This is a genomic window from Sorangium sp. So ce394, from assembly GCF_051474665.1.
Lineage (GTDB): Bacteria > Myxococcota_A > Polyangia > Polyangiales > Polyangiaceae > Sorangium > Sorangium cellulosum_D.
In genome coordinates this window covers 5,611,489-5,630,110 of record NZ_CP150339.1, presented here as the reverse complement: position 1 = coordinate 5,630,110, position 18,622 = coordinate 5,611,489, and the positions used below count along the sequence as shown (strand labels likewise).

Below are 18,622 nucleotides of genomic sequence, written 5' to 3'. Positions count from 1 at the left end.
ACTGGGCGCCTCGAGGGCCGGGCTCCTCGCCCGCCACGGTTCCGCTCCCGCCTCAACACGAGCGCCCGATCGGAGCGCGCTTCCCCCGCGATGTCGGGCGGAAACGCAAGAGAAAGAGCAATCATTCTCACGACTTTCATCTTCACGTGAAATCTTCCTTCTCAGCAAAGGCCCTCGCGAGCTCAGCCGGCAGCCCCCGCTGCCGCTCGCCAGGGCGCTCCCGGCGCGCTCCGCGGCCGCCGCGAGCGCCCTCGCTCCCCTGCCCCGGCACCCCGGCCGCGCCCTCGCGCCGCCGGTGAGCTCCATCACCTTCCCCCCGGGAGCGCCCGACAGTCCGCCCGGGCCACACTCGGTGGTCCGTTTTACGCCGCGTCGCGCTAGGCTCGCCGCATGCCGCCGCGTCGCCGCGAGGTCGATCGACCTCTTCGTAAAGAAGTTCGCCTGCTTGGCCGCCTGCTCGGTGAAGTGCTGATCGAGCAGGAGGGAGAAGATCTCTTCGCGCTCGAGGAGCGCATCCGCACGCTCGCCATCCGGAGGCGCCGCGGCCCGAGCGACGGGCGCGCGCACGCGGAGGCGGAGCTCAGCAAGCTGCTCGCGAGCCTGCCGCACGATCGCATCGAGCCCGTCATCCGCGCGTTCACCGTCTACTTCCGCCTCGTCAACCTGGCGGAGCAGCACCACCGCATCCGCCGCGCGCGCGCGTACGCGACCGACCCCGACGCGCGCCCGCAGCGCGGCTCGCTCGAGGCCGCGATGCGCGCGCTCAAGGACGCGGGCGTGCCCGCGGAGCGCGTGCGCGCCGCCCTCCGCTCGCTCGACGTCACGCTCACCCTCACCGCGCACCCGACCGAGGCCGCGCGGCGCACCGTCCTCGAGAAGCTCTACCGCATCGCGCGCAACCTCGAGGAGCGCGACCGCTGCAAGCTCACGCCGGACGAGTCGGCGAAGAAGCTCGCCGAGATCCGCGAGGAGATCACCGCGCTCTGGCAGACCGACGAGGTGCGCCGCGACCGGCCCACCGTCGGCGACGAGGTGAAGAACGTCGCCTGGTACATCGAGGAGATCCTCTGGGACCTGCTCCCTGAGCTCCCCTCCGCGATCGGGCGCGCGTTCGAGGCCGCCTACGGCGAGCCGCTCGACGCCGAGTTCGTGCCGCTCCGCATCCACTCGTGGGTCGGCGCCGACATGGACGGCAACCCGCTGGTCGTGCCCGCCGTGCTCGAGGACGCGCTGTTCGCCTACCGCATCCGCGGCCTGCGCCGGCTCATCCGCGCCGCGCGCGAGCTCGGCGGCGCGCTGTCGCAGTCGCTCCGGCACGTGACGCCGCCGCCCTGGCTGCTCGCCTCGATCGAGGAGGACGCCGCCGCGATGCCGGAGGTGGCCGCGCACTTCGGGCCGCGCACCGAGGGCGAGCCGTGGCGCCGCAAGCTGCGCTTCATCGAGGCGCGCCTCACCGCCACGCTGGAGCACGCCGAGCACGGCCGCGCCGAGGCCCGCGCGCGCTACGGCCAGGGCCCCGCGCGCGAGGGGCGCGCGTTCGTGCGCCCGGAGGAGCCGACGCTCGCCGCCCCGTACCGCGAGCCCGCGGAGCTCGAGCGCGACCTCGCGCTCGTCGCCGACAGCCTCCGCGCCGCGCGCTCCGGGCACTCCGGCGAGCGGCGCGCCCGCGCGCTCCTGTCGCAGGTGCGCGCGCTCGGGTTCGCGCTCGCCGAGCTCGAGATGCGCGCCCCCGCCGAGGACGCCCGCGCCGCGGCGGCCGAGGTCGCGGAGGGCCGGATCGAGCCGGCGCAGATGGGGCCGGAGGCGCGCCGCGTCTTCGAGGCGCTCCAGCGGATCGCCGCCGCCCAGCGCGACAGCGGCGAGTCGGCGTGCCGCACGCTCGTCCTGTCGATGACCCATAGCGAGAACGACGTCCTCGCCGCGCTCGCGTGCGCGAAGGCCGCCGGGCTGTGGGACGAGGCCCGCTCGTGCGCGCGCATCGACGTGGTCCCGCTGTTCGAGTCGCTCGGCGCGCTGAACGACAGCGCGCGGATCCTGCGCGCGCTGCTCGCCCACCCGGAGTATCGCCCGCACGTCCTCGCCCGCGGCGTGCAGGAGGTGATGATCGGCTACAGCGACTCCGGCAAGGAGGTCGGCCTGCTCGCGGCGAGCGCGGCGCTCCGGCGCGTGCAGGAGACGCTGCCGAAGATCGCCGCCGAGGCCGAGCTGCCGCTCCGCGTCTTCCACGGCCGCGGCGAGTCGGTGGCGCGCGGCGGCGGCCCGGCGCACCAGGCGCTGCTCGCCCTGCCGGCCGGCAGCGTCGGCGGCCGCTACAAGGCGACGGAGCAGGGCGAGGCGCTCGACCACAAGTACGCCCGGCCCGAGCTCGCGATGCGCACGCTGGAGCTCATGCTCAGCGGCGTCATCCTGCACACGCTGGGCGCGCAGCCGCGGCCGCCCACCGCGTCCGAGCTGCGCTACGCCGCCGCGTTCGACGAGCTCGCCGAGACGGGGCGCCGCGTCTACCGCGGGCTCGTCTGGGAGGAGCCCAAGTTCGTGGAGTTCTTCACGGCGGTGACCCCGATCGACGAGATCGCGCGCCTGCCGCTCGGCTCGCGCCCGAGCAAGCGGCGCGCGGGCGGCCTCGAGTCGCTGCGCGCGATCCCGTGGGTCTTCGCGTGGACGCAGAACCGGGCGATCCTCCCGGGCTGGTACGGCGTCGGCAGCGGCCTGGAGGCGATGGGCCAGCGGCCCGAGGGCGCGGAGCTGCTGAAGGAGATGATGGCGTCGTGGCCGTTCTTCCGGGCGGTCATCGACAACGTCGAGATGGTGCTCGCGAAGGCCGACATGAACATCTTCGCGGGCTACGCCGAGCTCGCGCCGGCCGCGGCGCGGAAGGCGGTCGCGCCGAGGATCATCGCCGAGTACCGGCTGACGCGGTCGTGGCTCAAACGGCTCACGGGCAACCGGCGGCTGCTCGACAGCAACCCGACGCTCCAGCGGTCCATCTCGCTGCGCAATCCTTACGTCGACCCCCTTTCATTCCTGCAAGTCGAGCTCCTGCGGGCGAGCCGCGGCGGGGACTCCGATCGCGATCGCTCGCTCCTGCTCACGCTGAACGGCATCGCCGCCGGCATGCGGAACACGGGGTGAGCGGCGCGCCGCCGCGTCGCTCGTCGACGCGGCGCGCTCGCTGACGACGCGTCGCTCGTCGACGCGGCGCGCTCGCTGACGACGCGTCGCTCGTCGACGCGGCGCGCTCGCTGACGCCGCGTCGCTCGTCGACGCGGCGCGCTCGCTGACGCCGCGTCGCTCGTCGACGCGGCGTGCTCGCACGACACCACGCGGCGCGGCACGATCGGTCGACGCCCAGCGTCGCCGGGCGACGGCGTCGAACGCGTGACAATCGCTCGGCCAACGCGGGCGTCGCGTGGTAGAAGGCCGGCGCCATGACCAGCATCGTCGAGTTCGGACGTCCCGACACCCTTCCGGCATCGGACAAGCGCCTGCTGCTCGTCTTCGACGGCGGCAATGCCCCCGGCTACTCCTCGGTCGCTGTCGCGCTGACCGAGGAGGCGGCGCGACGAGGCTTCGAGGTGTGGGCCGCGACCGAGGGCTTCCGCTCCCTGACCGCGGACGCGCGCGCCCAGCCCCATTTCGAGCGCCTCATCATGAGCCGCCGCCAGCGCTACTCCCTGCTCGCGCAGGGCATCCCGGCGCGCTCGATGGGGCGGCGCGTGCTCGACGCCGGCAGCGACTTCCGGAGCGAGCGCTACACCGGCTTCCTCGATCGCGAGAAGCGCAAGCAGGCCGCTGTGACGTTCAAGGAGCAGGGGTTCACGCACCTCATCTGCGTCGGCGGCAACGGCACGTTCGAGGGCATCAAGGCGTGGCTCGACGAGTTCGAGGTCCGCCCGCAGTCCGGCTTCGTCAACGTCTCCATCGACAACGACCTGGAGGGCGATCGCGCGATCGGCTTCCTGTCGGGCGTGGAGACGGGCGCCAACATCGCGCGCGGGCTCTACGAGGACGCGTACACGCACAAGCGCATCTACATCCTCGAGATGATGGGCAACCGCAGCGGGCGGCACGCGCTGCACTGCGCGGTGGCGGCGCGCGCGCACCTCATCGTGCTCCCCTTCTTCCGCTTCCCCCAGGACGTGCTGGGCGAGCTCGCCGAGGGCCTCGGGCGCGCCGACTACGCGCTCGTGATCGTCGCGGAGGGCTACGAGGCCGAGCGCCGCCGCAAGGAGCACCCCGGCGTGTCGGCGAGCGTCTTCCTGAAGCAGCAGCTCGAGGGCGCGGGGCTCCGCGACACGCCGGACAAGCGCGTCATCGCGGAGCCGTTCAGCCGGTACATCCGCGGCATCCGCCCCGCCTTCCTCGACGTGTCGGCCGCGTTCCTCAAGGCGTCGCTGCTGCTCTCGGCCTTCGACGAGGGGCGCACCGAGGTGATGCCGTACGTGCTGGCCGCGAACGACGTCGGCGTGCTGGATTTCGCCTCCATCCGCCGCGAGGACGGGGTCGAGCGCGCGTTCCTGCCGCTGCTCGATCGGCTCGACCTGCAGCGCTTCAAGACCTGGATCCTCGACCACTTCATCAGCCTCGGGGGCGGCCGGACGAGCCGCGCGCCCGGGTCGCACGGCTGAGCCGCGCCGGCTCTCAGGCGACCGCGCGGGTGAGCGCGCCCGCGAGGTGCTCGCGCGCCCAGTCCTCGAAGCGCCGCCACCCGACCTCCGGGGACAGGGCGCGGAGGGCCGCGATGTCGACGCCGGGGCCGCCGCGGGCGAGCCAGCGGAACATCGCGGCGAGGCCCTCGCTGCGCGCGCGCACCTCGGCGAGCGGCACCTCGGCGTAGCGGATCTCGCGGCCGGCCACGCGGGACAGCGCCGCGCCGGCCTCGGCGCCGGTGAGCTCGTCGGACGCGAGCTCGACGCGGCGCCCGAGGAAGTCGCGCCGGCGCTCGAGCACGAGCGCCGCGAACCGCCCCAGGTCGTCGGCGGCGAGCTGCTGGAGCCGGCAGCCCGCCGGGAGCGGGACGGCGTAGACGCCGCGCTGGAGGCCGAGGAGCGCCGCTGGCGAGAGCAGGTCCTCCATGAGGTGGACGGGCGCGAGGATCGTGCAGGGCACGCCGAGCGCGGCGATGCGCCGCTCGGCGGCCGCCTTGCTCTCCAGCTGGGGGATCCCCGTGCCCCGGTCGGCGCCGGCGGCCGAGGCGTAGACGAGGTGCGCGCCGCCGGCGGCCCTAGCCGCCTCGGCGGCGGCGAGCCCGCGCCGCACCTCGGCGTCCCACGCGCCGGGGCCGCCGTCGAGCGGCGCGCCCACGGCGAAGACCGCGTCGACGCCGGCCGCCGCGCGCGCGGCCGCGCGCGGCTCGTCGAGGCTCCCCTGGACGACCTCGGCGCCGAGCTCGATGAGCCGCGCCGCGCCCGGGTCGCCGGGCCCGCGGGAGAAGGCGCGCACGCGGTGGCCTCGGGCGAGCAGCGCCCGCGCGATCGCCCCGCCCTGCGCCTCCGCCGCCCCCGTCACCAGCGCCCGCATGGCCGCGCTATGGGGACGCGGGGCGGGCTCCGTAAGCCCTCGCCGCGCCGGGCGAGGGCGCCGGGAGCGCCGGCGCGGCGAGCCGCCGCGCCCGGCCGGGCGGTCAGGGCACGCCGCTGATGAGGCGCGCGACGGTGTAGACGGTGGCGGCGAGGATGGCCGAGGCGGGGATCGTGAAGATCCAGGCCCAGACGATGCGGCCGGCGACGCCCCAGCGGACGGTGGAGAGGCGCCCGCTGGTGGCGCCGACGCCGACGATCGCGCCCGTGATCGTGTGGGTCGTGCTCACGGGGATGCCGAGCGCCGTGGCGCTGAACAGCGTCGCCGCGCCGGCCGTCTCGGCGGCGAAGCCGCCCACCGGCTTCAGCTTCGTGATCTTCATGCCCATCGTCTTCACGATGCGCCAGCCGCCGGAGAGCGTGCCGAGGCCCATCGCGGCGTGGCAGACGAGCACGACCCAGAGCATCGGCTTCGGCTCGTGGCCGCCTTCCTGGAGGCCGGCGGAGATGAGGAGCGCCGTGATGATGCCCATCGTCTTCTGGGCGTCGTTGCCGCCGTGCCCGAGCGAGTAGGCGGCGGCGGAGAGCAGCTGCAGCCGGCGGAACCGGGAGCTCACCTTGCCGGGCGTCCAGCCCTTGGCGAGCAGCCGGATGCCGTGCATGAGCGAGAACCCGATGATCGCGCCGAGCAGGGGCGACACCAGGATGAACGCCGCCGTCTTGCCGAAGACCGTCGCGTCGAGCACCGACAGCCGCCCCGCGCTCTTCACCGCCGCCCCCGCGAACGCGCCCATGAGCGCGTGCGACGACGACGACGGCAGCCCCCACCACCAGGTGAGCAGGTTCCAGATGATCGCGCCGAGCAGGCCGCCCAGGATGACGTTCGGGGTGATGAACGCCGGCTCGACCCCCTTCGCGATGTTGCGCGCGACCGTGGGCTCGAACAGGGCGAACGCGATGAAGTTGAAGGCGGCGGCCCAGATGACCGCGGTGCGGGGCGACAGGACGCGCGTCGAGACGACGGTCGCGATCGAGTTCGCGGCGTCGTGAAAGCCGTTGATGTAATCAAACACCAGCGCGATCACGAGGATGGCGAGGATGTAGGTCGTCATGCGTGCTCGAGCACGATGCCCTCGATGATGTTCGCGACGTCCTCACAGCGGTCCGTCGCGTTCTCCAGGAGGTCGTAGATGTCTCGCCACTTCATCACGAGCAGCGGGTCGTTCCCCTTCTTGAACAGCGCCGCCAGCGCCGAGCGATAGTGCCCGTCGGCCACGTTCTCGAGCTTGTTGATCTCGACGCAGAGCTCGAGGAGCTTCGGCTGCCCCTTCAAATCTTTGAGCGACTGGACGGCCGAGCTCATGGCGGTGCACGAGTCGACCACCGCCTGCGCGAGCTGCCGCGCCTCCGGGAGGGCGCTGCCGACCTCGAAGAGCACGATCCGCACGCTCGCCGCCTCGATGCAGTCGAGGACGTCGTCGAGCCGGGTGATGAGCGCGTGGATCTCCTCGCGGTCGAGCGGGGTGATCCAGGTCTGGTGGAGGGCGGCCAGACATCCGTGGGTAATTTTGTCGCCTTCGTCCTCGAGGTCGGAGATCCGCCTCGCCAGCGCCGGCGCCTCGTCGAGCTGGTCGAGCATCTCCAGGAGGAGCTCGCTTGCCGCGACGCTCCGCTGCGCGTGGTTGGCCAGCGCGTCGAAGAAGACGGCATCACGGGTCAGTCCCATGGAGCGGGCCGTTTACCCGTCTCCCCGCATCACGTCAACGAGTCGTCACGGACCAGACAAAACTAGGTAACATCATCCACTTCGCGCCGTCGCGCACGTGGCGCGCGCCGGGCGCTCGGCACGCGGGTGACATGGGTATTCGGAGCAAGCTCATCGCGTTCGCCGTGGGGATCGCGGTCCTCGCGGCGGTGGTGTTCGACGGTTACGTCGTGAAGACGCTGGGCGCGGAGCTCGGGGAGCACACGGCGGCCGATCTTGCCGTGCGGACGGCGCTCGTCACCGAGGCCGCGGCGAGGGCGGTCGACCTCGCGGCCGAGGCGCCCGCGCTCGCGTCGGCGCTGTCGGCGAGCGCGGGGGCGCGCGTCACGCTCATCGATCCGAGCGGCGCGGTGCGGGGCGACTCGTCGGTCGCGCCGGAGCGGCTCGGCGGCCTCGAGGCCCACGCGACGCGCGACGAGGTCGCCGACGCGCGGCACCACGGCACGGGGCGCAGCGAGCGCGTGAGCAAGACGACGCGGATGAGGATGCTGTACGCGGCGCAGCGGCTCGACCGGCCGGACGGGCCCTGGGTCGTGCGGCTCGCGTTCGAGCCGGTCGCGATCGACCGCAGCCTGTCCGCCGCCCACACGCGCGTCGTGGAGGGGACGATCCTGGCGCTCGTGCTCGCCGTGGGCGCGGCGCTCGCCGGGGCGAGCGCGCTCTCCGGGCGGCTCGTCTACCTGACCGGCGTCGCGCGGGAGATGCGCGCCGATCTGGGCCGGCGCGCGCGCGTGCAGGGGCGCGACGAGATCGCCGCGCTCGGCGGCGCGCTCGACGAGCTCGCCGAGAGCCTGGAGCGCTCGCGGCGCGAGCTCGGGGGCGAGGGCGAGCGGTTCGGCGCGGTGCTCGAGTCGATGCGCGAGGGCGTGCTCGTCACGGACGAGCGGGGCGACATCACGCTGGTCAACCCGGCGCTCTCGCAGCTGCTCGGCATCCGCAGGGACCCGGTCGGTCGCCCGCCGCTCGAGGTGCTCCGCTCCGCGAGCCTGCACGAGCTCATCGAGGAGGTCGCGCTCGCGCGCGCGGCGGCGACGCGCGAGATCCAGATCGCGCCGGCGTCGCCGGGCGCGGCGGGGCCGCCGGGGCGCCGGATCCTCGTCGTGAACGCGGCGCCGCTCGCGCTGCCGGCGCAGGGCCGCGGCGCGGCGGGGGTCGTCGCCGTCTTCTTCGACGTGACGGAGCTGCGGCGCATCGAGGGGCTGCAGCGCAACTTCATCGCCAACGCGTCGCACGAGCTGCGCACGCCGGTCGCGTCGATCCGCGCGAGCAGCGAGACGCTGCTCGGCGGCGCGCTGGACGACCCGGCGGCCGCGCGGGATTTCGTCGAGGTGATCGAGCGGAACGCGGCGCGGCTGCACCGGCTCGTGAACGATCTGCTCGACCTGTCGCGCATCGAGGGCCGCGAGCGGTCGCTGTCGCCGGGCACGCTCGACCTCGCGGCGCAGGCCGAGGCCGCGGTGGCGCTGCTGCGCGGGCGCGCCCGGGAGAAGCGGACCGAGGTGACCGTCGACGTCGCGCGGGGCACGCTCGTCGAGGCGGATCCGCGCGCGCTCGACCAGGTCCTGACCAACCTCGTCGACAACGCGATCCACCACACGCCGGAGGGGTCGCGCGTGGAGGTGCGCGCGAGGGCCGCGAACGGGCGCGTGATCCTGGAGGTCGAGGACGACGGCCCGGGCATCCCGGCGGCGCACCAGGCTCGCGTCTTCGAGCGGTTCTATCGGGTGGATCCGGGGCGCTCCCGCGCGTCGGGCGGCACCGGGCTCGGCCTGTCGATCGCGAAGCACCTCGTCGAGGCGATGAGCGGCGACATCACGGTGTCGACCGGCGAGGCCGGCGGCGCGCTCTTCCGCGTGACGCTGCCGGGCGCGGCGGCCGCGGCCCCGAGGTAGCCCGGGCTGCCGCCCCCTGCCCGCGCGGCGGGCGCTACGGCGCGCAGGCGTCGCGGCAGTCGTCGAACGACTTCTGGCACGCCGCCGGATTTTCGATCTTCGGCAGGCCGCCGTCCGCGGGGAATTTCGGCGTGAGGCAGGTCTGGAGGATCGACTGGCACTTGGCGCCGCACGCCGCGAGCTTGCCCGAGAGCGCCCCCGCGTCGAGCGTTCCAGTGGGGCCCCCGTCCTTCGGCGCGCCGCCGTCGCCGCCGTCGGGCGAAGCGCCCGCGTCCGCCTTGGTGCCCGCCGCGGGCTGCGCCGGGGAGGCCTTCGCGGGCGCCGCGGGCGCGGCCGGCGTCGCCGGCGTCGCGGCGGGCACGGTCCCGGTCGCCGCGGGCAGCGGCGCCGTCGCGGTCGGCGCGGCGATGTCGGCCGGCGCCGGGCCCGCATCCTCGGGAGCGTCGCTCGACTTGCACGCCGCGATCAGCAGCGCTGGCGAGGCGATCATCACGGCGAGGGCGGCGAAGAGCTGGTGGGCGCGCATGGGTGCTTCATGCTGCGCCTCCGCCGAGAACGCAACCCTCGGGCGAGGCGCGCGGCGCTGGGCAGCGCGCGCGGCGCGAGAGACGCGCGTGGCGCGAGAGACGCGCGGCGGCGCGAGTCGCGCCCGGGTAGCGTGGAGTAGAGCGGTCGCGAACAGGGGCCCTGCGCGCGGCAGGAGGGCTATTCGGTCCTGAAGATCACGTGGAACCCATAGCGGGTCTCCACGACGTCGCTGAGCTGGTGGAGCTCGAGCTCGAACGCGGCGTCGGCGAAGGGCGGCAGGACGTCGGCGCGCTCCACGGTGCCGAGCGAGCCGCCGCGCGAGGCGGCGCCCGCCTCCTCGCTGTACTGCGCCACCACCTCGTCGAAGTCGGCGCCGCCGCGGATCTTGTCGCGCGCCTCCATCGCGCGCAGGCAGGCCTCCTCGCGCGTGCGCGTCGCGCCCTCGGCGCGATCTGCGCCGGCGTAGCGGACGAGGACGTGCTTCACGCCGATGCGCGCCGGCTCGTCGGCGCGGGGTTGCCGCTTCGCGTTGGCGGCCGCGAGGCATGCGGCGGCGCTCGGGGCGCTCGCCTCGACGGGGGCGGCCTCGCCCGGGGCGGCGCGCGGCGCCGGCTGGGGCGCGCCGCACGCGGCGGCGAGCGCCACGCCGAGGACGAGAGGGACGAGACGAGGGCGTCGTTCGAGCGGGCGCATCGCCCGCGAGCATAGCCAGGCGTTCACGCGATCGGAACACGGGCGCGCGCGGGTGCGCGCCCGCGTGGCTGGTGGTCTGCCTGCCGGGAGGCGCCTGTCCTGCGGATCGGCATCGTTCGCGATGCGCGGGGTTTGCATCGCGCGTCTCATCGCTGGTAAGAAGGCATCATGCAGCGCCTCCTCCTCTCGGCGGCACTGGGTGCCGCGCTGATCGCCGGTTGCAGCACCCCCTTCCGGGACAAACGCACGCCTTCCGGTGAGTTCTGCAGCGACATGCACGTCGTACCGGCAGGCCAGCTGCCCGATCGCGAGTACCATCGCCTTCAGCCCATCGCGAGCGATCCCGAGGCTCGGACCGAGGCGGAGCGCCTCGAGTCGCTCCGCAAGGCTGCGTGCGCCGTGGGCGGCGATGCGGTCATCGAGGCGGTGAACGAGGAGATCCGCACCGAGGACGGCCGTTATGCCAGCGTCGCGAGCGGGACCGCGGTGATCTGGGTCCGCCGCACGGACGGCGAGGCGAAGCCGCTGACGTTCCATCCGGCGGCGAAGCCCGGCGACTCCGCGGCGGCTCCCGAGCCGGAGGCGCCGCCGGCGGAGGAGGCTGCGCCTGCGTCCGACGAGCCGTACGAGGACGCCGCTGCGCCTGCGGCTTCGACGGCGCCGGGCAAGCCCGGGCAGCCGCCCAAGCCTGGCGCGAAGCCCTCGTCGCCGTCCGCGGCCACGTCGGCCAAGCCGTCGTCGTCCGCGCCCCTGCCGTCGCCGTCCGCGCCCACGTCGGCCAAGCCGTCGTCCCCCACGCCCCCGAAGACCGCGCCCAAGAAGTAACGCGACCGGCGCTTCGAGCGCCGCTGCGCTCTTGTGACCGAGGCGGCGCGCGCTCGACCTGCGCGGTGGATCCCGTGCGCCGCGCGAAGCACGCTGCCACCGCGGGCCGGGCAGCCTGCCGCGGCCCGTCGTCCCTCCGCTCTCCTGCCTAGCTAGAGCAGCGCTCGAAAGAGCAGAAGCTCGAACCACCAAGCCGCCAGGATCTTTTTCTCTTCTTGGCGTTCTTGGTGGTGACCCAATATGCCTCGGAGCGATTCCCATGAAGACGGGAAGGCAGGAAGATCATTGATCTTTTCTTCCCGCCTTCCCGCCTTCATGTTCAAATCCGGCCACCACCGCGTTCTTGGCGGTTCATCTCTCGGCCATCGACGCGATCGACGCCTCTAGCGCGGCGCCGGCGGCGGCGCCGGCGGCTGAGCCGACGAGGAGGGGGCCGGCGGCGTGGTGCTGCCGGACCTCGGCAGGACGCCCGACTTGCTCGGGAGCCCCCCCGCCTCGCCGCGGTTCGGCAGCGGCGCCGCGCCGCCGGGCACCGCGCCCGCTGACGGGAGCGCCGATCCGCCGCTCGGCAGCACGTTCGGCTTGAGGACCCCCTGACCCGGCAGCGTGCCCTGGGTCGGCAGCGTGCCCTGGCTCTTCTGCGGCAGCACCCCGCCCGACGGCAAGATCTGCTCGCTCCCCTCGGGCGACCCGGTGAGCGGCTTCGGCGCCGCATTGCCGTAGCGCAGGATGCGGAAGACCACGCGCCGGTTCTTCGACGTCATGAACTGGCAATCGGGCGTCAGCTGGTCGTCGCGCCCGACGCAGCCCGTGTCGTCGTAGATCGGTTGCGTGTGCCCGTACCCCTTCGCCTGCAGGCGCGACGGGTCCACGCCCTTCGCGATCAGGTAGGCCATGACGCTCGCCACGCGGCGCTGGGACAAGGCCAGGTTGTAGACGTCCGTCGCGCGCACGTCGGTGTGGCCCTCGATCCGCACCTCGCGGATCTCGGGGTTGTCGATCAGCACCTGCGCGACCGCCTCGAGGGTCGGATTCGAGTCCTCCAGGATGATGTCCCTGTCGGTCGCGAAGTGGACCTGCTCGGTGATCACGATCTCGTCGCCCCGGACGAAGGCGAGCGGGCAGCCGTCCTTGCCGTGCGGGCCGGCGGGCTTGTCGGGGCACTTGTCGTCGCGATCGAAGATGCCGTCGCCGTCGGTGTCCAGGTCCGGACAGCCGAAGTTCTCGGGGCTCCCGGGGACGTCGGGGCAGCGGTCCGCCGCGCCGATGAGGCCGTCGCGATCCGGATCGTCGTTGTCGCGCTGCTGCAGGCGGTTGATCTCCTCCTGCTCCTGCGAGGTCTTCGGCTGCCACGTGATGACGTTGAAGAAGCGGATCGCGGGCGCGCCGAAGCCGCACGCCGCGCCGAAGCTGCCGCCGAAGGTGATCGTGATGCCGTGCTTGGTCTGCCAGCGCAGGCCGAGGAGCGCCTCCGCGGGGATCTGCCCGGGGTCGTCGGGGTAGCTCGTCATCGACGGGTAGCCGTACACCTCGCCGATGACGGACAGCCCCCAGCGCTGCACGACGTACTGCTCGGCCGCCACGCCGAACTGCGCCATGTCGCCGACGCGCACGCCCGCGAACTGGTTGTCGGGCCGCAGCCAGATGCCGGCGTTCGCGGCGAGGAGCAGCCCGAAGTTGAACCGGTAGTCGGCGATGAGCGTCGCGCCGCCGCTCAGCGCGCCGTCGCTGGCGAACGCGTTCTGGTCGCCCGTGGGGAAGTTCAGGTTGCCCGCGATCGCCATCCCGAACCCCTCCTTGACCTGCTCCTTCCGGTTCAGGTACGGGAGCGAGACCTTCGTGGAGAGGCGGAGATCGCCGACGGTGGTGCTCTTGACCGACCCCTCGGTGCCGAACCGACGCAGGTTGCCGCCCTCCTGGAAGAGGATGAGCGGCATGGTCATCGTGACGTCGAACACGTCGAAGAAGCCGATGCCGGCGAGGAGGGCGAGCTCGAGCCGCCCGGTGATGGCGTTGACGGCCTTGTTCGTGTCGTCGCCCGCGAGGAAGAGCACGAGCGGGTCGGCCGCGATGTCGCTGTAGAGGCCGACGGTCGGCGAGAGGTTGCCGATGACCTCGGACTTCTGGACCATCACGAGGTCGCGCGGGGCGGCCGCGGGGCGGAAGACCTGGGCGTCGAAGCGCCCCTCCTCGGCGAGCGCGGGGCGCTCGGCGAGGAGCCCGGCCAGCGCGAGGAGCGGGAGGAGGAGCCGGCGCATTCTCACGAGGCACCTCCGCTGCGCCGGCGGCGCGTCCGTTCGAGCAGGGCGAGCATCGCGAGGGCGAGGAGCCCGGCGGGCCGCCGCGGATCGGCGCCCTTCTCGCCGACGACCGAGACGCTGCAGATCTCGGCGAGGGTGCCGCCGCACGCGACGTTGTCCGGCATCGGGCCGAGCGCGCACTCCTTGGCGTCCGCCTCGTCGGTCCAGCGGCAGTGCTCGTTGCCGAGGCAGTCCAGGTTCGACTTGCAGGAGATGTCGCAGGTGTTCGTCTCCAGGTCGCAGGTGTTGCCGCAGGGGCACTGGGTGTCGGCGTAGCACTCGACGCACCGCTGGCCGTCGCAGTACGGGGTGTCCTCGCCGCAGGTCGCCATGCACCCGGGGTCGCACTCGTGCGTCTCGGGGTTGCACGTCGTGCCGGCGCACTGCTCGTCCGAGGTGCAGCGCACGCAGACGGCGAACTCGGCGAACTGGCCGGAGCAGAACGGCGTGTCACCGCCGCAGCTGTCGCACCGCGTCCCGCAGCGCCGGTCCTCGACGCACGCCTTGCACTCGCCGCTCAGGCAGTACTGGCCCTCGGAGCAATCCATGTCGTTGCGGCACGCGGCGCACGCCGTCCCGACCGGCCCGGGCAGGCAGAACGGCACCGGGGGTGTCTGCGGGTCGTTCGGGTCCTCGGGGTGCATGCAGTCGACGCAGCCCTCGCCGCAGCAGTTGGGCAGCGCGTTCGTCGGGAGGGGCCTGTCGACGCAGTGGCCCGTGGGCACGTGGCACACCTTGTCACCGGGGCACTGCGCGTCGGTGAGGCACTCGACGCACATCTCGATCCCGCCCGGCTCGACGGCCGCGCAGTCCATCTGCGTGCCGTTGATCCCGTTCGGACAGCAGTTGCACGAGTTGCCGGCGCACCGGTCGGCCGTGTCGCACGGCGTGCAGGTGTGTTCGACGCAGATCTCGCCGCGCGGGCAGTCCGGGTCGACGTTGCACTCGTTGCAGACGTGCGTCTCGGGGTCGCAGCTGAAGCCCTCGTCGCAGTCGGCGTCGGTGCGGCACTCGGCGCACTGGAACTCGTCGTCGAGGTTGATGCAGAACTGCTTGTCGCCCTCGCAGCGAGAGCAGGATTCCCCGCAGAAGAACGCGGTGTCGCACGGGGCGCAGAGCGCGGCCTCGTTGCAGTAGTAGCTGCCGGGACAGCCGTGGTTGCCGGGATCGCCGATGAAGGCCCGGTTGCACTGCTGGCACTGGTCGAGATCGGGGAACGACGGCGAGCCGCTCAGCGTCTGGAAGAACTGGGTGGGCTGGAAGAGGGTGAAACCATCGCTCGCCAGGCTCCGGGCTCCAGGCTCACTCGTGCCGAGCTCGTAGTCGGTGAAATCACCGATCAGGTACGACATCTCGAGCGCCGAGTGCTCTGCGACCGCGACGTAGAGGATCTCGACCGGGTACAGACCCGGCTTTTCGAACGTCACGGTGTTCGTGGTGCGCCAGGTAGGCTGGCCGAGCCTCGTCGGGCGCACGAGCACGGTGACGGCGCCGAGGTTCAGGTCGTAGAACGTCAGGCTTACGGCGTCGTCCGTATAAAAGCCGAAGTGAATCGGCTTGCCCGAGAGATCCGGCGTGACATTCAGAAAGCCCCGGAAACGCGTGGCGAACGACGTGTTCGGATCGTTCAGGTCGTTGACGTACTCGCCAGGATTGTCCGGATCGGGCTCCCGGTAGAATGCGCACCCGCCGAACTCGCATTCGGGCGACATCGACCCCGTGAAATCGCCGTGGCTCAGCTGGAGTCCGGTATTGTTGTTGTTGCTGAGATCGAAGACGGTCCGGACGACCTTCTCGAATCGCCCCTCCTCGTAGGTCTTGTGCTCCTCCATGAAGGCGTTGACGCCGGAGTTGTACGTCTCTGCAGTGAGCAAGCCGAAGTCACGGAGCGGATCCGTCGAGATGGCCGACGCGGAGCAGAGACCGGTGCCCTCGATCTCCAGCGGATCCATGTAAGGTGTGTAGAGCTTTACCGGCACGGCGTAGGCAGACGCCGGGAGCAGCGTGAAGAGAGCCGCGGTGGCCAGAACAGCTCGTCGATTTCGCATGGCTCTGCCGGTCTTTAGCATCGACTCTCCAAGAGCACGGTCAGTAGGCTAACCGGTGGCCACAGCGCTCCGCAAGAAAAGAAGGCGGGGCGCGCCGTCTCCAGGTGTAGGCGACGGCCCTCCACTCGCTCGTGCTTCCATGCCGGCGGGGACGGCCGGCGCACCGCGGCGGCAAGCGCTCGCTCCCGGGGAAGCGTGGGCGCTATCACCGCAATGCGCTGATGCGCGTGCAGGGAAGTGCGCCCGCGTCGGATGACGTACGCGTGACCGTGCGGCTAACGCTCTGCGGCAAGATGACGGCGGCGACCTCTCTCGAGCTTCCGCGCTCGCCCTATCCAGGAACAACAGTCTGCTCGCGATCCTGGACGGCTCGGCGTAAAGGAGTGCGCCATGACCACAACCTCGGGTCTTGCCATCGTCACGGGCGCGTCGTCCGGCATCGGCGCGGAGCTCGCGCGGCAGCTCTCGGCGCGCGGGCAGCCGGTGCTCGCCATCGGCCGGCGGGCCCACCGCCTGGAGGAGCTCTCCGCGCGGGCGCGCGCCGCCGGCCATGCGCCCGTCCACCCGTTCGAGCTCGACGTGACCGCCGAGGGCGCCGCGCAGCGGGTGCGGGACCGGGCGCGCTCCCTGGGCGGCGCGGGCTGGCTCGTCAACAACGCGGGGGCGACGCGGCTCGGGTCGTTCCTGGAGGGCGATCCCGCGGCGCATGCCATGCTGGTGCGGCTCAACTGCGAGAGCGTCGTCGCGCTGTGCGCTGCGATCGTCCCTGACCTCGTGGCGCGCGGCGGAGGGCGCGTGCTCAATGTAGCGTCGCTCGCAGCGTTCCAGCCGACCCCGGGGCACGCGGTGTACGGTGCCACGAAGGCGTTCGTGCTCTCGTTCTCCGAGGGCCTGGCCACGGAGCTCGAGGGGAGCGGCGTCACCGTGACGGCCCTGTGCCCGGGGCCGGTGACCACGGAGATCTTCGACACAGGCGCGCCCGGGGTACCGCGCCGGAAGCTGCCGTTCGAGCTCTCGGCCGAGGCCTGCGCGTCCTTCGGCATCGCGGCCGCCGATCGCGGCGACGTGGTCGCCGTCCCGACCGTGTTGAGCAAGGCCACGGCTCAGCTCTCGCGCGTGCTGCCGCGCGCGGCGATACGCCGGCTCTCGGCGCGAATCGGGCTCCCGCTCCTCGGCTATGGCGCGCCTCCGCGAGGCGGCCGCGGCTAGGACGAGAGCGCGATCCGCGGCGACCCATCGATCCGCGGACGCGGCGCGCGCGGCTCTGCCCGTGATAGCCTCCGTTCCGGCGCCCGCGCTACTGCACATGCGGCGGCTCTCGGGCGCGCGGAAGGTCATGCGAGCACGAGCACAATCTCACGTCCTGGTTTCCCTCCTCGGCCTGGGCCTCTGCGGCAGCGGGTGCGCCCTGCTGCTCGGCCTCGACGAGTTCGCGGATCGGCCACCGGACGGCGCGGGCGCCGGCGGCACGGGCGGCGCGGGCGGATCCGAGGGTACGACCCCGACGTGCACGCCCGATGCTTCGGAGGCGTGCTACGCCGGTCCGCCGGCGACCAGGAACGAGGGCGCTTGCCGTGAAGGAACACGCACCTGCGGCGCCGAAGGAACCTGGGGTGTGTGCGAGGGCGAAGTCGTGCCCGCGGTAGAGCGCTGCGATGCCGAAGAGGATGAGAACTGTGACGGGCTGGAGTGCATCGTGTGGGCGGCCACGTATGAGCAAACTGGGGACGTCCATCCCATGGGCATTGCAAGTGATGCCGAGGGTGACGTGTTCGTCAGTGCCGCCTTCTATGGTACGATCACCGTCGGCAACAAGACGTTCTCCTCGGCCGATACCACGGATATTCTGCTCCTGAAGCTGAGCGCATCCGGGGATGTCCTGTGGGGCACGAAGTTCGGGGACTCTTCCGCTGACAACCCGTGGGGTATGGCCGTCGGCCCCAACGGGAACACGGTCCTCGCCGGCCAGACGAGCAGCGGGGCTACCGACTTCGGCGACGGGCCGATACCATCGGGCGCGTTCGTTGCGCAGCTCGACACACAGGGCAAGCACGCCTGGAGTCATGGCATGGGCGGGGGTTCGAATGGAAAGATCACGGCCGTCGCGATCGACGCAAACGACGACGTCATCGCGGTAGGAACGTTCAATCGGCCGATCGACTTCGGCGGGGGGCCAATCCCGCCTGAAGACGGCTCAGACATCATCGTGGCGAAGCTCGACAGCGAGACCGGCCTCGCGACTGCGCCGGGCTGCTGGACGCGCCAGCTCGGCGGCACAGGGTCGCAGGGTGCGAGCGCCGTGGCGGTGGATCGCTCCAACAACATCTTCCTGGCTGGCTCGTCGAGCGGAGCGCTCGACTTCGGAGGGGTGGTCAAGATTGAAAACAGCAGCTTCGTCATGAAGCTGACCCCATCCGGGATAACGGCTTGGGTCGCGACCATGGGCGACCCGGCGTCCGTGCAGGCGGCGGGTATCACCGTGGACGCCGCAGGGCGACCCGTCGTGGTGGGATATTTCAGGGACGAGCTGAAGGTGGGGCCGCACACGCTGACAGCCGCAGGCAGCAACGACACCTTCATCGTGCAGTTCGAGCCCGATGGCACCGTCGGCTGGGTGCGCACGTTCGGCGGCGACGATGAACAGTGGGCGGGCGGAGTCGCTCTGGATCCCGCGGGCAACATTCTCGTCGCAGGATATGCCACCAGTCAGATCGACTTCGGCGACGGCCCGCTCATGCTGAACGATACGCAAGGCTTCCTCGCCAAGCTCACCCCCGACGCCGAGCTCGTATGGAGTCGCGTCCTGGGCGGCGGCGTCAACCTGGAGGCCGTCGCCACCTCCCCCGAAGGCGAGACCCTCGTCGCGGGCCGGACCAAAGCGGTGGACGCCGACTTCGGCACGGGCCCCCTCCCCTGGACCAGCGACGGCACCCTCCAGCACCTCGTCATCGCCAAGCTAGGCCGGTAACGCGCCGCCGCTCCGGGGTCGCCGCGCCGTCTCCAGCGACCGCTCTCGTCGCCCCTCGCCGCCCCAACGTCAACGCCCCACGCC

13 protein-coding genes are annotated in these 18,622 nt (G+C 72.5%); 6 read left to right on the top strand and 7 right to left on the bottom strand.

Features of this window, described 5'->3' with window-relative positions:
• Positions 1-390 precede the first annotated feature (390 nt).
• Both WMF33_RS20600 and WMF33_RS20595 read left to right on the top strand, forming a co-directional pair.
• Entirely contained in the window at positions 391-3,132 is a 2,742-nt protein-coding gene (locus WMF33_RS20600; protein ID WP_437338739.1) for a phosphoenolpyruvate carboxylase, read from the top strand.
• A 296-nt stretch (positions 3,133-3,428) separates the two neighbouring features.
• Entirely contained in the window at positions 3,429-4,628 is a 1,200-nt protein-coding gene (locus tag WMF33_RS20595; protein ID WP_061622868.1) for a 6-phosphofructokinase, read from the top strand.
• Positions 4,629-4,641: 13 nt separating this feature from the next.
• Here WMF33_RS20595 and WMF33_RS20590 read toward each other — a convergent pair whose 3' ends face one another.
• From WMF33_RS20590 to WMF33_RS20580, 3 genes are all read right to left on the bottom strand, one after another.
• Complete coding sequence (locus WMF33_RS20590) at positions 4,642-5,520, bottom strand: NmrA family NAD(P)-binding protein (RefSeq protein WP_437338738.1); 879 nt, start codon at positions 5,518-5,520, stop codon at positions 4,642-4,644.
• A 103-nt stretch (positions 5,521-5,623) separates the two neighbouring features.
• A complete protein-coding gene (locus WMF33_RS20585; RefSeq protein WP_061621731.1) occupies positions 5,624-6,631 on the bottom strand; it encodes an inorganic phosphate transporter in 1,008 nt (335 codons plus the stop codon).
• Positions 6,628-7,245: a DUF47 domain-containing protein gene (locus WMF33_RS20580; protein ID WP_437338737.1), complete on the bottom strand. Its 618-nt coding sequence runs from the start codon at positions 7,243-7,245 to the stop codon at positions 6,628-6,630. The genes WMF33_RS20585 and WMF33_RS20580 overlap by 4 nt, the downstream gene beginning before the upstream one ends.
• A 131-nt stretch (positions 7,246-7,376) precedes the next feature.
• On the opposite strand from WMF33_RS20580, the gene WMF33_RS20575 reads away from it, so the two are divergent.
• Entirely contained in the window at positions 7,377-9,176 is a 1,800-nt protein-coding gene (locus tag WMF33_RS20575; RefSeq protein WP_437338736.1) for a HAMP domain-containing sensor histidine kinase, read from the top strand.
• Positions 9,177-9,210: 34 nt separating this feature from the next.
• On the opposite strand, the gene WMF33_RS20570 is transcribed toward WMF33_RS20575, so the two are convergent.
• Together WMF33_RS20570 and WMF33_RS20565 are read right to left on the bottom strand one after the other, a co-directional pair.
• Positions 9,211-9,702: a hypothetical protein gene (locus tag WMF33_RS20570; RefSeq protein ID WP_437338735.1), complete on the bottom strand. Its 492-nt coding sequence runs from the start codon at positions 9,700-9,702 to the stop codon at positions 9,211-9,213.
• Between the two features lie 179 nt (positions 9,703-9,881).
• On the bottom strand, positions 9,882-10,397 hold the full coding sequence (locus WMF33_RS20565; RefSeq protein ID WP_437338734.1) for a peptidylprolyl isomerase: 516 nt from the start codon (positions 10,395-10,397) through the stop codon (positions 9,882-9,884).
• 168 nt (positions 10,398-10,565) lie between these two features.
• Between WMF33_RS20565 and WMF33_RS20560 the strand changes: the two genes are divergently transcribed.
• A complete protein-coding gene (locus WMF33_RS20560) occupies positions 10,566-11,222 on the top strand; it encodes a hypothetical protein (protein WP_437338733.1) in 657 nt (218 codons plus the stop codon).
• Positions 11,223-11,605: 383 nt separating this feature from the next.
• Here the strand turns inward: WMF33_RS20560 and WMF33_RS20555 are convergent, their stop codons facing one another.
• Both WMF33_RS20555 and traA read right to left on the bottom strand, forming a co-directional pair.
• Entirely contained in the window at positions 11,606-13,480 is a 1,875-nt protein-coding gene (locus tag WMF33_RS20555) for an OmpA family protein (protein WP_437339504.1), read from the bottom strand.
• Between the two features lie 2 nt (positions 13,481-13,482).
• The gene (traA, locus tag WMF33_RS20550) at positions 13,483-15,570 is read right to left on the bottom strand and encodes an outer membrane exchange protein TraA family protein (RefSeq protein ID WP_437338732.1); all 2,088 of its coding nucleotides are present in this window, start codon (positions 15,568-15,570) and stop codon (positions 13,483-13,485) included.
• A gap of 390 nt (positions 15,571-15,960) precedes the next feature.
• Between traA and WMF33_RS20545 the strand changes: the two genes are divergently transcribed.
• Both WMF33_RS20545 and WMF33_RS20540 read left to right on the top strand, forming a co-directional pair.
• Entirely contained in the window at positions 15,961-16,779 is an 819-nt protein-coding gene (locus WMF33_RS20545; RefSeq protein WP_437338731.1) for an SDR family NAD(P)-dependent oxidoreductase, read from the top strand.
• A gap of 97 nt (positions 16,780-16,876) precedes the next feature.
• Positions 16,877-18,538 carry an SBBP repeat-containing protein gene (locus WMF33_RS20540; protein ID WP_437338730.1) on the top strand — a complete coding sequence of 554 codons (1,662 nt, stop codon included), beginning with the start codon at positions 16,877-16,879 and terminating at the stop codon, positions 18,536-18,538.
• The last annotated feature ends 84 nt before the right edge of the window (positions 18,539-18,622 follow it).

Excerpts from the sequence above, each read along its gene's own strand:
- WMF33_RS20595 (WP_061622868.1), top strand. The coding sequence starts at position 3,429 with ATGACCAGCATCGTCGAGTTCGGACGTCCCGACACCCTTCCGGCATCG.
- WMF33_RS20565 (WP_437338734.1), bottom strand. The coding sequence starts at position 10,397 with ATGCGCCCGCTCGAACGACGCCCTCGTCTCGTCCCTCTCGTCCTCGGC.
- WMF33_RS20540 (WP_437338730.1), top strand. The coding sequence starts at position 16,877 with ATGCGGCGGCTCTCGGGCGCGCGGAAGGTCATGCGAGCACGAGCACAA.
- WMF33_RS20575 (WP_437338736.1), top strand. The coding sequence starts at position 7,377 with ATGGGTATTCGGAGCAAGCTCATCGCGTTCGCCGTGGGGATCGCGGTC.
- WMF33_RS20555 (WP_437339504.1), bottom strand. The coding sequence starts at position 13,480 with ATGCGCCGGCTCCTCCTCCCGCTCCTCGCGCTGGCCGGGCTCCTCGCC.
- WMF33_RS20590 (WP_437338738.1), bottom strand. The coding sequence starts at position 5,520 with ATGCGGGCGCTGGTGACGGGGGCGGCGGAGGCGCAGGGCGGGGCGATC.
- WMF33_RS20570 (WP_437338735.1), bottom strand. The coding sequence starts at position 9,702 with ATGCGCGCCCACCAGCTCTTCGCCGCCCTCGCCGTGATGATCGCCTCG.
- WMF33_RS20600 (WP_437338739.1), top strand. The coding sequence starts at position 391 with ATGCCGCCGCGTCGCCGCGAGGTCGATCGACCTCTTCGTAAAGAAGTT.
- WMF33_RS20545 (WP_437338731.1), top strand. The coding sequence starts at position 15,961 with ATGACCACAACCTCGGGTCTTGCCATCGTCACGGGCGCGTCGTCCGGC.
- WMF33_RS20585 (WP_061621731.1), bottom strand. The coding sequence starts at position 6,631 with ATGACGACCTACATCCTCGCCATCCTCGTGATCGCGCTGGTGTTTGAT.
- WMF33_RS20580 (WP_437338737.1), bottom strand. The coding sequence starts at position 7,245 with ATGGGACTGACCCGTGATGCCGTCTTCTTCGACGCGCTGGCCAACCAC.
- WMF33_RS20560 (WP_437338733.1), top strand. The coding sequence starts at position 10,566 with ATGCAGCGCCTCCTCCTCTCGGCGGCACTGGGTGCCGCGCTGATCGCC.
- traA (WP_437338732.1), bottom strand. The coding sequence starts at position 15,570 with ATGCGAAATCGACGAGCTGTTCTGGCCACCGCGGCTCTCTTCACGCTG.